The sequence below is a fragment of the Amycolatopsis sp. NPDC051106 genome (assembly GCF_040682775.1).
Classification (GTDB): domain Bacteria; phylum Actinomycetota; class Actinomycetes; order Mycobacteriales; family Pseudonocardiaceae; genus Amycolatopsis.
The window spans coordinates 1-12,608 of the sequence record NZ_JBFBBQ010000152.1; the positions used below are offsets into that span (position 1 = coordinate 1).

General features: G+C 70.7%; 13 protein-coding genes. 2 read left to right on the top strand and 11 right to left on the bottom strand.

The features are described from left to right. Positions 1 to 365 precede the first annotated feature (365 nt). Positions 366 to 1,586, top strand: a complete 1,221-nt coding sequence (locus AB0M83_RS46775) for an SGNH/GDSL hydrolase family protein (RefSeq protein ID WP_364528684.1) — start codon at positions 366 to 368, stop codon at positions 1,584 to 1,586. Here AB0M83_RS46775 and AB0M83_RS46780 read toward each other — a convergent pair. The 8 genes from AB0M83_RS46780 to AB0M83_RS46815 form a co-directional block, all read right to left on the bottom strand. Beyond that, the gene (locus AB0M83_RS46780) at positions 1,572 to 2,855 is read right to left on the bottom strand and encodes an MFS transporter (RefSeq protein ID WP_364528687.1); all 1,284 of its coding nucleotides are present in this window, start codon (positions 2,853 to 2,855) and stop codon (positions 1,572 to 1,574) included. The two genes, AB0M83_RS46775 and AB0M83_RS46780, sit on opposite strands and share 15 nt — an antisense overlap. Then, positions 2,852 to 3,388, bottom strand: coding sequence for a GNAT family protein (locus tag AB0M83_RS46785; RefSeq protein ID WP_364528690.1), 537 nt, complete (start codon positions 3,386 to 3,388; stop codon positions 2,852 to 2,854). The genes AB0M83_RS46780 and AB0M83_RS46785 overlap by 4 nt, the downstream gene beginning before the upstream one ends. A gap of 85 nt (positions 3,389 to 3,473) precedes the next feature. Continuing rightward, positions 3,474 to 4,025, bottom strand: coding sequence for a YbaB/EbfC family nucleoid-associated protein (locus tag AB0M83_RS46790; RefSeq protein ID WP_364528693.1), 552 nt, complete (start codon positions 4,023 to 4,025; stop codon positions 3,474 to 3,476). Continuing rightward, positions 4,022 to 4,366 carry a type VII secretion target gene (locus AB0M83_RS46795; protein WP_364528695.1) on the bottom strand — a complete coding sequence of 115 codons (345 nt, stop codon included), beginning with the start codon at positions 4,364 to 4,366 and terminating at the stop codon, positions 4,022 to 4,024. Before AB0M83_RS46795 ends, AB0M83_RS46790 begins: the two co-directional genes overlap by 4 nt. A 4-nt stretch (positions 4,367 to 4,370) precedes the next feature. Beyond that, positions 4,371 to 6,392, bottom strand: a complete 2,022-nt coding sequence (locus tag AB0M83_RS46800; RefSeq protein ID WP_364528698.1) for a hypothetical protein — start codon at positions 6,390 to 6,392, stop codon at positions 4,371 to 4,373. Positions 6,393 to 6,400: 8 nt separating this feature from the next. Then, entirely contained in the window at positions 6,401 to 6,868 is a 468-nt protein-coding gene (locus tag AB0M83_RS46805; RefSeq protein ID WP_364528701.1) for a hypothetical protein, read from the bottom strand. 20 nt (positions 6,869 to 6,888) lie between these two features. Then, positions 6,889 to 7,731, bottom strand: a complete 843-nt coding sequence (locus AB0M83_RS46810; protein WP_364528704.1) for an ESX secretion-associated protein EspG — start codon at positions 7,729 to 7,731, stop codon at positions 6,889 to 6,891. Positions 7,732 to 7,897: 166 nt separating this feature from the next. Next, positions 7,898 to 8,821, bottom strand: coding sequence for a 2-dehydropantoate 2-reductase (locus tag AB0M83_RS46815; protein ID WP_364528707.1), 924 nt, complete (start codon positions 8,819 to 8,821; stop codon positions 7,898 to 7,900). 113 nt (positions 8,822 to 8,934) lie between these two features. Here AB0M83_RS46815 and AB0M83_RS46820 point away from each other — a divergent pair, with 113 nt between their 5' ends. Continuing rightward, positions 8,935 to 9,846, top strand: a complete 912-nt coding sequence (locus tag AB0M83_RS46820) for a hypothetical protein (RefSeq protein ID WP_364528710.1) — start codon at positions 8,935 to 8,937, stop codon at positions 9,844 to 9,846. A 436-nt stretch (positions 9,847 to 10,282) separates the two neighbouring features. Here AB0M83_RS46820 and AB0M83_RS46825 read toward each other — a convergent pair whose 3' ends face one another. The 3 genes from AB0M83_RS46825 to AB0M83_RS46835 form a co-directional block, all read right to left on the bottom strand. Then, positions 10,283 to 11,311, bottom strand: coding sequence for a DUF222 domain-containing protein (locus AB0M83_RS46825; RefSeq protein ID WP_364528713.1), 1,029 nt, complete (start codon positions 11,309 to 11,311; stop codon positions 10,283 to 10,285). An 8-nt stretch (positions 11,312 to 11,319) separates the two neighbouring features. After that, a complete protein-coding gene (locus tag AB0M83_RS46830) occupies positions 11,320 to 11,634 on the bottom strand; it encodes a hypothetical protein (protein ID WP_364528716.1) in 315 nt (104 codons plus the stop codon). 167 nt (positions 11,635 to 11,801) lie between these two features. Then, entirely contained in the window at positions 11,802 to 12,488 is a 687-nt protein-coding gene (locus AB0M83_RS46835) for a flavin reductase family protein (RefSeq protein ID WP_364528719.1), read from the bottom strand. Positions 12,489 to 12,608: the final 120 nt, after the last annotated feature.

Sequence of the window (12,608 nt, forward strand, 5' to 3'; positions counted from 1 at the left end):
CATCGAGGGACTTGAAGTCTCTCGATGCGACATTCACGGCCTTTCGCTGTCCCGAGCCGGCGGTGGTGGCGAGAAACCTCTCGAACGGGCTGAACCGCCCCGGGCCGGAGACCGTGCTCTGGGTGAGGGCGTCTCGCACACGCCCTCCGGAGTCGCCACGAAGTAAACGATCCGGGCCAGCCTCCGCCTCGATCGGGACCGGGCACTCCGGCGAGCGGCCGTCGCGGCAACGGCCACCTCGCGCGGGCCCGTCCGGCATCCCCAGAATCCCGGACGGGCCCGCCCCCGCACTGTCCGAGATCTTGTCCGATTCGGTCACCTGATCAGCGGTCGCTGGTCCGGAGCAGTCGCGCCACTGTGAGTGCATGCGACGCTTCCTGGCCGTGAGCGCGGCACTTCTGGCAGGGTTCGGCATCCTCACGACGTCCGGCAGCGCGAACCAAGAGAGCGCTGTCCCAGCGGTCGCCGAGCACGCCGTCGGCGGCTGGGTCGGTACCTGGGCCGCCTCGCCCGCGGCGGCCGTCGCGAACACCCCGGACGGCTACCCCGGCTACTCGATCCGCAACGTCGTGCACACCAGCGCCGGCGGCGGCCGGGCCCGCGTCCACCTGTCGAACGCCTTCGGCGCCACTCCCCTGACCTTCGGCCACGTCACCGTCGCGGTGCAGGGCACCGGCCCGGACGCCGTGCCCGGCACACTGCGCTCGCTGACCTTCGGCGGTGCGCCGGGCGTCGTCGTCCCGGCGGGCGCCGAAGCCCTCAGCGATCCGGTGGGCCTGCGGGTGCCGGCCGACGCCAACCTGCTCGTCACGACCTACGTGCCCACGAAGTCCGGGCCCGTCACCTACCACCCGGCCGCGTCGCAGACGTCGTACTTCACCCGGGCGGGCGACTTCGCCGGCAGCGAGTCGGGCGCGCCCTACACCGAGCAGACGTCGGTGTGGCACTACGTTTCCGGCGTCGACGTCCAGGGTGGCGCCGAGGCTTCGATCGTGACGCTCGGCGACTCGATCACCGACGGCGTCGGCTCGGCCGCCGGGGCCAACCACCGCTGGCCGGACTACCTCGCCGACCGGCTGCACGGCCGGTTCGGCGTGCTCAACGCGGGCATCAGCGCCAACCGGCTGCTGCTCGACGTGCCCGGGTCCGGCGCCGGCCAGAACGCGTTGTCCCGCTTCGACCGCGACGTGCTGAGCGTCGGCGGCGTCCGGACGCTGATCGTGCTGGAAGGCATCAACGACATCCAGCAGGACCCGCACCAGACCGACCCGGCCGCGATCACCTCGGCCTACCGCCAGCTCGTGACCCAGGCGCACGCCCGCGGCATCCGCGTCCTCGGCGGCACGCTCACGCCGTTCAAGGGCTGGCGCGTCTACGACGAAACGCTCGAAGCGACCCGCACCGCGGTGAACACCTTCATCCGCACCAGCGGCGTGTTCGACGGCGTCGTCGACTTCGACGCCGCCGTCCGCGACCCGGCCGACCCGCTCCGGATGCTCCCGGCCTACGACTCCGGCGACCACCTTCACCCGGGCGACGCGGGTTACGAGCGGATGGCCGCCGCGGTCCGGCTAGACCGGCTGTGAGCGCGGGATGAACAGCACCGCCACCAGGCTGAGCAGCGCCACCCCCACCAAGTAGAGCGACACCGAGAACGAAGTCCCGGTCGAGGTCTGCAACGCCGTCGCGATCAGAGGCGCGAAGCCGCCGCCCAGCACCGCGCCCACGGCGTAGGAGAACGACGCGCCGCTGTAGCGGTACCGCGGCTCGAACAGCTCCGCGAACAACGCCGACTGCGGCCCGTACGTCGCGCCGAGGCCGATGTTCAGCACCACGACGGCCACGATGAGCCAGACCGTGGCCCGCGTGTCCACCAGCAGGAAGAACGGGATCGGCCAGACCACCAGCAGGATCGACCCGGCCAGGTACACCGGCTTGCGGCCGACCTGGTCCGACCACGCCGCCGTGACGAGGATGCTCACCAGCCACGTCAGGCTGCCGACGATGACCACCACCAGCAGGGTGGTGCGGTTGATCTTCAGCACCGAAGTCCCGTAGGACAGCAGGTACGCCAGGAAGATGTACCCGATCGCGGTGTTCGCGATGAAGCTGCCCGACGCGACGAGCACCGAGCGCGGCCGTTCGCGGAAGACGTCGACCATCGGCCGGCTGCTGCGCGCCTCGGTCTCCCGTAGCCGCGCGAACACCGGCGTCTCCTCGATCCGCAGGCGGATCACCAGGCCGACACCGACGAGCACGATGCTCGCCAGGAACGGCACCCGCCAGCCCCACGCCGCGAACTGCGCGTCGGTCAGGGTGCGGCCGAGGACGAAGAAGAACAGCTGCGCCAGGATCAGCCCGGCGGGGACGCCGATCTGCGAGAACGCGCCGTACCGGCCGCGACGCCCCTCCGGCGCGTGTTCGACCGCCATCAGCGCCGCGCCGCCCCACTCGCCGCCCGCGCTCAACCCCTGCAGCAGCCGCAGGACCAGCAGCAGGATCGGGGCCCAGACGCCGATCGCGGAGTAGGTGGGCAGCAGGCCGACGCCGACCGTGGCCACGCCCATCAGGAGCAGGGACAGCACGAGCATCGCCTTGCGGCCCACGCGATCGCCGAAATGGCCCCACAGGATCCCGCCGACCGGGCGGGCCAGGAACCCGACGCCGAGCGTCGCGAACGCGGCGAGGGTGCCCGACGCGGGCGAGAGCGTCGTGAAGAAGAGCTTGCCGAACACGAGCGCCGTCGCCGTGCTGTAGATGAAGTAGTCGTACCACTCGATCGTGGTCCCGATCGCGCTCGCCACGGCGACCCGCCGCAGCTGCTTGGCCGCCTGGGCCGGAGCCGGCGTCGTCACGAGCCGACGAGGTCCGGCAGGAGGTCTTCGGCCAGCAGGTCCATCAGCAGCCCGTCGTGCCAGCTGCCGTCCGGACCGCGCTCGTAGGAACGCATCGTGCCGACCGGCTGGAAGCCGAGCGACTGGTAGAGCTGGATCGCGGACTTGTTGTCCGCCGCGGGGTCGATCACCACCCGGTGGTGCCCGCGCACGGTGAACAAGTGCCCGGCCAGCGCCCGGATCGCGTCCGAGCCGAGGCCACGGCCCTGCCAGTCCGGGTGGACGGCGATGTCGATCCCGGCGTGCCGGTACTGCGGGTCGGCCTCCTCGAAGGCCAGTTCGATGCCCACGACGACGCCTTCGTGCTCGATGGCGTACGTCGTGGTGCCGTCGTCGGGGTCCAGCAGGTACGCGACCTGGGCGGCCACCGGTTCTTCGGCGTCCGCCCACCACCGGGCGACGTCCGGGTGCGAAAGGATCTCCTCGAACCGGGCGGCGTCCGCGGCTGCGGCGGGGCGCAGGCGGACACGGCTGCCGGTGATCAGGCCGGTCATCGGCTCAGTGTCGACCCCCGGACGCCGTCTGTCGAGCAAAGCCGCCCGGCCGGGCCAAGCCGATAGCCGGGTCCTCAGCCCCCGGTCACCACGGGTTGTTGTCCTGCTCGTCCGGATCGGTGGCACCCGCGCGACGCGGCGGCGACGCCGGAGGCGCCCCGGCGGCACCGGCGGGCGGCGTGGGCGAGGGCGGCGTGGGCGGCGGCTCGGCGGCCGGCGGCGCGTCCTCCGGCTCGTCCGGGTCGGGGAACCGGCCGCGGAGGTTGTCCAGCAGCAGCGTCCGGGTCTCGGGGTCCTCGTCGCCGAGCTGCTCGGACATCACGCCCGCCACGCGTTCGGCGATGCCCGCCTGGGCCCGGCGCATGGTGGTCAGGATCGTCCGGGACAGCTCGTCCAGCGGGAACGACTTGATCTTGTTGCTGAACGTCAGGTCGGTGACCGTGCCGTCGGCGCCGACGGTCACGCTCACCGCGCCGTCGCCGCTGCTCGCGGTCAGCCGCAGCCGTTCGGTCTGCTCCTGCGCGGCCTGGTAACGCTCCGCCTTCGCCGCGAACCCGGCCGCCCAGTCATCCATCCGGCGGATCGTCTCCTCGGGGTCCCGCATCAGGTCCCCGAGGCCGTTGTTCGGGCTCGTCATGCCTGCACCTTCGCTTCCGCCGTGCGCGGCGCGGCCGCGAGCTGCCGCTCGAACGGCTGGGCGTTGCCCTCTTCGCCGTCCCGGTACGACTGCGCGGCCGTCTTGACGTTGTCGGCCAGGCCGCGCACGCCTTCGCTCGCCGCGTCCAGCGCTTCCTTCGCCTTCTCACCCGTCGGCCGGATGATCGGCGGGAGGAACGCGCACAGCAGCCCGTACGCGTGGTCCGACATCGCCGAGTCCGCCGCCGCGGCCGCGGTGGAGAGCCGGTCCACCAGGCTCTCGACGTGGCTCGCGTGCGCGACCAGCTCGTCGGGCTCGACCTCGAAGCCGCCGGCCGTCATGCGCTCACTTCCAATCCTGGTTCTTCCAGTCGCCGATCACCGGAGGCGCCACCGCTTCTTCGCCCGCGAAGAAGTTCGGGTCGTCGCTCTCGAGGTAGTCGGCCGCCTTGTGTTCCTTGTCGTCTTCCTTCTTGCCGCCGCGGGCACCGGCACCCATGCCGCCCATGCCCGGGCTGCCCGCCGCACCGGCCTTGCCGCCCATGCCCGCGTTCCGCGCGGCGGCCGCTTCGGCCTCCGCGGCCGCGCCGGACGCGGCGCCACCGCTCAGGCTGCCCGCACCCGTGCCACGCACACCGCCGCCGGCACCACCGGCACCCGCGCCACCGCCGCCGATCCCGCCGAGGGACCCGCCGCCGGCGCCGCCACCGCCGATGCCGCCGAGCCGGCTCGCGATGCTCTCGCCGTTGATCCCGCCACCGCGGCCGATGGTCGGCATCTTGCCGGTGCCGGTGCCGCCGCCGGGGATCCCGCCCGGGCCGGTGCCGGTGGGCAGGCCGGTGATCGGGTCGATGCCGGGACCGCTGAATCCGGGGATCGGGCTGCCGCCGCGGATACCGCCGCCGCCCCCGCCCGAGATGTCCGGGATGTTCGGGATCGACGGCGGCGTGTAGCCGCTGCCGCCGGTGCCCCCGCCGCCGATACCGGACGGCGAGAAGCCGGACGACGTGGTCGAGTCGCCGCCGATCGGGATCGACGAGCCGGGGATGCCGGCGCCGGAGAAGCTGCCGCCGCCGGGACCGCCGGGGGCCTCGAAGTTCGGTGGGGTGAAGCCCGCGCCGCCGGCGCCACTGCCACCCGCGCCGCTGCCGCCGCCGGGGATGCCACTCCCCGAGAAGCCACTGCCCGAAAAGTCACCGCCGCCCGCGCCCGCGCCGCCGCCGGGGATGCCACTGCCGGAGAACCCGGCACCGCCGGCCCCCGAGCCGCCGCCGGGAATGCCCGCGCCACCGTAGGCACCGCTGCCACCGGCCCCGCTGCCTCCGGCTCCACTGCCACCGGCACCGCCCGAGCCGTCGAGCGCGGCCGCGTCGAGACCCGCCCGCTGCCGGGCCGCCGCGTCCGGGTCCAGCGCCGGGTCCATCGCCGAGCGCGCCAGCAAGGGCTGGTCGGCGCTCGCGGCGGCGCCACCCGAAGCCCGGGTACCGACGCTGTACGGAGTCGCGGTGGCCGACGGGAGCTTCGGCGGAGCCGGGAACCTCGGCGTCGCGACCGCGCCGCCGATGGTGTCGTCGTACTGCGTCATGATCTGCGCCGCGTGGTCCCGGGCCGCCATCTGCGCCCGGTAGGTCTGCATGGCCTCGCCGGCCGCCGCCGCGTACTGCACCGGGTCGGTCATCGACATCAGGCGCTGGTTGGTGCTCTGCAGGTCGAACTGCACCGGCGGGTTGGCCGCCATCTGCCGCTGGGTCTCGTTGAGCGCCTGCGAGTGGATCTCCTGCTGCCGGCCGGCGAGCGTCGCGCCCTGCGCGGTCGCGCCCAGCCACTTGCCGACGCCCGCGAGGTGCTCGCGGACGGCGTCCCCGGCGTCGCCCTGCCAGTTGCTGGTGCTCGCGTTGATCGCGTCGCCGAGGGTCTTCTGGTGCGTGCCCAGGTCGTTGCCGACCGCGACCCACTCCTCCGACGTCTCCGCGACGGTCGCCGGGTTGGCGTCCTGCGTGATGGCGTCGTTCATCTGCTCGTGGCTGGCGTTGGCCCACAGCGTGCGCGGCGCCCCGCCGTTCTCGCGCATGGCGAGACCCTCGTCGAGGCCGTGCTTGGCGTTGTCGAGGTGCTGCTGGTACAGCTCCTGGATCTTCTTGTCGCGCAGCACCGGGTCGACGGCCGGGCCGAGCCAGCCGGCCCGGATCTCGTCGTCGATCTGCTGGGTCGCCATCTCGCGGATCTCGTCGCCCGAGGGCGTGTTGTCCGTTTTGATCGGCCCGACGTAGTACTTCGACGACGAATCGGCAGTCACGTCGTAAAGCGGACTGCGCGGGTTGTAGTCCGGGGACGACGGGTCCGAGACGGACTCGGCGGTGGGTGCCACGGTCTCCCTCAGCTCTGGTCGGCGGTCGGGAGCGAGGTCAGCGTCGTGCGCGTGGTCTCTTCCCGGGACTTGTAGTTCTGCTTGGCCAGCTTGATGGCCTCGATGTAGGTCGGGAACTCCTGGCGCGCCGCCTGCAGCTGGGTCACCAGGCCGTGCTCGTCGGCCGCGGTGCTGACCATGTGCGCGGAGACCCACTGGCCGGTCGCGGTCCGGCTCATCGCGGGCGCGTCGTGCAGCCGCTGGAGGTTCGCCCAGCGCTGCTCCAGGGACTCGAGCACGCCTTCGAGGGCCTCGATCAGCTGGTTGCCCGTGGTGTCGTCGATGGCGAAACCACCGGACTTGGCGAGCTGCTTCAGCCGGGCGCCGGCGAGACCGACGCTGAGCGCCGCCATGGTCTTGGTCTCGGGCGTCGTGGCGGTCTGCAGCTGCATCGTCGCCTGGAGAGCCTGGGCCGCCGCCTCGGTCTCTTCCGTCATCAGAAGCTGTTCCTTCCCGGTCAGTAGACGGCGGCGATCGCTTCGCGGATCGCGCGCGCGAGGTCGGCGCGGCCGGCCGGTACGTACTCCGCCGTCAGTTCGCCGGCCTCGCCGGTCTTGGTGTGCACCAGGTAGCGGCCGTCGGCGGTGTCCAGCCAGCTCAGCGGTTCGCCCGCGAGCCGCTCGCCGCGCCTGCTCTGCGCCGTGACGGCGATGTGGCCGCCGCCCAGCCGCGGCTCGGCCAGAACCCGCTCGAGCACGGCGACGTCCGACGGCTTCGGCGCCGGCGGCCGGCGGCCCGGCCGCACCACGGCCTTGACCTCGATCATGCCGAAGGCGTCGGTCTCTTCCTCGTCGAACTCGGCGTCCGCGATCCGCTTCGCCGTCATGGCCGAGACCTCGCGCCCGGCGGCGCGGTGCACGACGTGCTTGCCGGTGGTCGCGGCGGGGGCGGGCGGCAGCACGCCGGTGACGACCTCGACCAGGTCTTCGTCGGCGAACAGCGAGAACAGCAGATCGTCGGTGTCCGGGGCCTGGGTGATGCCGAGCGCCTGGGCGCCGTCGGTGACCACCAGCACGGCGACGTCGGCGCCGAGGCCGTCGATCCCGCTCACCGCAACCGAAACGCGCGGCTCGGCCAGCAGCTCGAACGCCGTCCGCACCCCGGGGTGCAGCTCGCCCGAAACCGAAAGCCGTCGCTCCTCGAGCGCGTCGTAGACCTGGCGCGCGACCCGCACGAACCGCAGCGGGTCCGCGGGGAGGTTGCCCGCGCGCAGCGGGTAGCGCCGCACGTCACCGCCGGTGGCTTGGCCCACGACGAGGGCCTCGACGACCTCGAGGACGAACTCGAACCTGTCCGCCATTTCCCCTCGCTGTGTTCGTCGTTAGGTACTCGAGTCGTCAAACCCTCAAGCAACTTTCCTGCCGAAGGTTATCAGTGCCCGGGTACCCCGCGTCGGCGCCGCCACGCGGGTGCCCGAAAGACCACGATCACTGGACTGCGCGGGCAAAGCGCGGTCGGTGACCACGTCACCCGATGCGGTGCTGGTGCACCCGCAGCTGCAGGGTGACAAGATCGAGTAGCGGGGTCGCAATGCCCAGCTCACGGGCACGCGCGGTGAGATCGCCGAAGATCTGCTCCCCCTCGACGGGGTGACCGCCGAGCAGGTCGCGGTAGAGCGAAGATCCACCCGTCCCGGGGTCGGTGACGGTCTTGCGGGTGGCCGCGAGGTCGGCGGCGGGCACCGGGTACCCGGCGGCCTCGGCGACGGCGGCCGCTTCGGCCACGACGGCTTCGGCGAACTCCGTGCCGCCGGGGACGGCGACGACGTTGCCGATCGTGGCGCGCATCAGGCTGTTCACCGCGCCGATCGCGGCGATGAACACCCATTTCGCCCACATCGACTCGGTGATCCGCTCGTCCAGGGCGGCGTCGAACCCGGCGTTCTTGAGGGCGTCGTCGACGTCAGGCAGCTTTTCGGGCGCGGGCTCTGTGCGGGCGCCGTAGGCCAGGCTCTGCAGCGGGCCGAGCCGCCGGATGGCGCCGTCGTCGTCGAGGGTGGTCTGCACTTTGGCGACCCCGCCGAGCACGGCACCCTTGCCGAACCGCGCGTCGAGGACGTCGATGTGCGCGAGCCCGTTGAGGAACGGCAGGATCAGCGTGCCGGGGCCGACCGCGGGGGCGAAATCGTCGATGGCCGAGCTCAGGCCGGTCGCCTTGACGGCCACCAGCACGAGGTCGTAGGTCCGGTCGAGGGTGCCGGTCTCGACGAGCGGCGGTTCGAGGACGGTGTCTTCACCGAGGCCGGTGATGCGCAGGCCGCGGTCCCGCAGCAGCTTCGCCCGGCCCGGCCGCACCAGGAAGGTGACGTCGCGGCCCGCCTGCAGCAGCCGTCCGCCGAAGTACCCGCCGGTCGCACCGGCGCCCACCACCAGGATCTTCAAGTCGCTCACGACGTGACGCTACGCCTTCCGGGTCGCCGTCTCAGCCTTCGGACCACAGCATTTACACAGCAATGCACAGCGAAACGACAGGTCGTTTCGCCGTCGCGGGGCGTTGACCAGGCATGGGAAGACGGATCCGCCGGGCTCTGGCGGCCGCCGGGCTGGCGGCGGCCGCGTTGACGACCGGGATGGTGGTCGTAGTCGACGGGCCCCCGGTGACACCGGCCGCGGCTCCTTCCTCGGAATTGCCGGAGGACACGGCGGTGAGCCCGGTGGCCTCGACGTCCTCGGTCCCGTACCCGGATCTGTCCTCGGTGGCGGGCGAGGTGAGCGACGCGGTGACGGCGGCATCGCGCGGCACGAGCGTCGGTTTCGTCCTGTACGACCGCGAGTCGGGCAAGGAGCTGGCGTCGCTGGACGCGGACCGCCCGTACTACACGGCTTCGGTGGTCAAGCTGCTGATCGCGATCGACGAGGTCCGTTCGAACGACGGCTGGGCGCTGCCGGAGGCGGACGCGGTCGAGGACCTGACGGACATGCTGGAGGGCAGCAACGACGCGATCGCGTCGGCATTCTGGGAGCAGAACGGCGGCACCGCGATCGTGACCCGCACGGCGGCGCTGATCGGGCTGCGGCACACAACACCCCCGGCGGACCCGACCGAGTGGGGAATGGCGAAGACGAGCGCAAGCGACGTGGTGGCGACGTACGAGTACTTGCTGGACGTCATCCCGGACGAGGTATCGGCCCCGTTGCTGGCGGCATTGGGCAACGCCCGCAACCCGGCGGACGACGGCTGGGACCAGTACTTCGGCATCCCGGACGGCTTGCCAGGGCGACCGTGGCAGATCAAGCAGGGCTGGATGATCCTGCGGAAGGCGTTGGTACTGAACACGACTGGGGTGGTGGGTGGGCGGTACGTGGTGGTGCTGATGACGCAACAGCCATCGGTGAGTTCGGCGAAGGGCCGGGAAGCGGTGACGGCGGGGATCAAGACGTTGGCACCTCTGCTCGGCCAGCTCGACGCGACTTGAGGCGCGGGGCTGCGGAGCATTGCTTGGGTCCGGCCTTCTTTGCCGAGGCGCGGCTGATGGGCGCCAAGAAGCGCAGAGTGTGGTGCTCGGGTGAGGTGAGTCCGCGTGGCAGGCCGGATCTTGACCCGCAGACGCTCAAAGGCCGCGCCCGATCGCCGAGCAAGCAAGTGGCCGCTCGGAGCGCGGCGAGCCCTCATGGCAAGCGAAATCTTGACCTCGGAGAAGCTCGAGACCCGATGCGGGAGCGCACTGTCGCCGAGCAAGCAGGTAGCCGCTCGGGGCACGGTCAGCCCACGCAGCAGGCGGGACCGTGAACCCGGAGACAGTCAACAGCCGGCACTGGCGGCGCTCGACCTCATTTGTCGGGCAGGCGAGCCTCGGGCGTGGGTTTAGGCCCGTAGCCGGTGGGCTGCGGGCCCTTCCCGTGTTCGGTTGTTCAGGCTGCGAACGGCAGTGGTTCGTGGAGGTTGTTGCGCCGAGGTTTTCGGCGTTCGTCCAGGAACGCCGGTGGCAAGAACTCCGGTAGGCCGTCGGTGGCGATGCGGACTTGCCAGCCGGAGCGGTGCAGGAGCCGGTGGTGGTGAGCGCACAGCAGGACCAGGTTGCCCAGCTCGGTCGGCCCGCCATCAGCCCAGTGGCGAACGTGGTGACCTTGACAGTGACGGGGTGGGCGATGACAGCCCGGGAAGGCGCAGCCGCGGTCGCGCAGGTACAGCGCGCGGCGGAGCGAGGTAGAGACAAGGCGGTGGTGACGGCCAAGGTCGAGGGGTTCGCTCTCGGTGCCGAGGACCGCGGGGATGAGCTTGCAGTCGCAGGCGTGAATCCTGGCTTCGGCGGCGGAAATGATGCCAAGGTCGCCGAGGAGGGCCCGGCCGACGCCCGAACTTGGCAGGGCGCTGAGGGCGGCTTGACCAGCAGCGGCGTTGGACACGGTGCTGTTCTGGACGGACAGACCGGCAGCGGAAATGGTTCCGGTGTCGCCGAGCATGGCCTGGCCGATACTCGACTTCAGATCCGCCAACGACACCACCACCATCACGTGGGCTCGCTCACCGGCCTGCATCGGCAGGTCTGGGGAGTTGTAAGCCAGGTCGACGGCGTCGGAGAAGGCGTCGCCGTAGCGTTCCAACGGCGAGCGTAAGTCTGGGCCCTCGTCGGGACTGTGGCGTTGCGCCAGAGAGTCGAACAGGGCGCTGGCTCGGGCGCCGGTCTCGTCGTCGAAACGGCCGTTCAACTCCCAGAACCCGGTTCTCTTGCGACGCAACGACAACTCGCGACTGGGCTTGGCCGGTTCGGTCTCGTCCGGTTCGGCGCCGTCGGGATCGAGGTGGGCCAGGATGCGGGCGCCCAGGGCGGCGACCTGTTTGTGTCCGGCCTCGGAGGCGAAGGACAGCAGGTGCTGTTCGGCGTCGTCGCGGTGCTCGGCAGGGATTTGGGTCATCACCCCGACGATCGTGTCGATCATCGGGGTGCTCAACCGGCCTTCCGCAGCGGCAGCGCCGGTGGCGGGAGCCAAAGCGGGGATGGGAGTGCCATCCAGGGTGCGGCTCGGGTGAGGGCGCGGGCTCGCTTGACCACAGTCTCGGCAGCAGACTTGGGAACATCGGCGAGATGCTCGAAAAGCCGTGCGACAGAACGATATCCAAAGAGTTCCATCACACCGCGGGACTCGATTTCCGCCAGCAGCGAACCGATCTCAGCCTCGGCAGACCGCACAACAGTGAGCAGCGCGGAGACGCGATCAGCCAAGGCCATCGCATCCGCTTGCCACACCGTTTCCCTGTCCATACAACAAGATTACCGAAGATCGAACGCATGTCATCACTCGATCAGGTGCGAACAAAGACCTCGGCAGGGACACCGTCGCGTGGGGAATCGGCCCTCCCACACCGAGCGGTAAGCAAGGACAAGAAGCGCCGATTTCCCACGCAACGGCGAAGCCGTATCAGTAGAAATCAACTCCGAGAAACAGCTCGAGCCCGCTCAATATCCGGCCCCCGGTACATCCGCTCGGGAATCCGAGCCAAGGTAGAAGGATGAACCTGCGACCCCAACCCGTAAAGCTTCTGAAAACTCATGATCAAAGGCCGCCAGGCATCAGGATCGATATGATCCGGACTCCCATCAACCAAGATCTCCGAGTGCACGAACACTCGCTGAACCCGAACCTCGATGGCAACGATCCCCCCACGCTGCGAAGGATCCTCATCGGCCACAGGATGAACAGCCTCGACAACGGCTTCCATCGCAACAGGACACTCGGCAACTCGAGGCGGAGCAACAGTAGAAGAAGCAACAGGAGTCAGCCCCGCACGCGAGAACTTGTCCGCGACGTGGAAGTACCCACGAGAAGCCTTACCGGCAGGAACCGGATCCGATCCCGTGGTCAACGCCAACCGGTCGACAGCCGGAGCAAGCGCGTCGGAAGGCAGATTCAGCACGCATTCCCGGGTGCGCAACAGGTTCTGCGCCGTCTTGGACCGGGCCCCGAGTCCGAGCATGGCGCGCCAGCCGAGCCAGAACGCCGAGGACATCGGGGCCAGGTTCGGCGAACCGTCCTCGTTGGAACTGGAGATCAGGACGACCGGGGTGCCGAAGTACAGGATGCCGGGCTCGATGGCCGTGTGCGCAGGGATCTTCACACCGAAAATCTTGCCGCGGCCGAACGACGAAGACTCGCGGGAATCGGCCGTCGCGATCACCGGCGCCACCACGGGCATCGAGCCCGGCATCCTGTACTTCGGCACCCCGGTCGTCCTGAT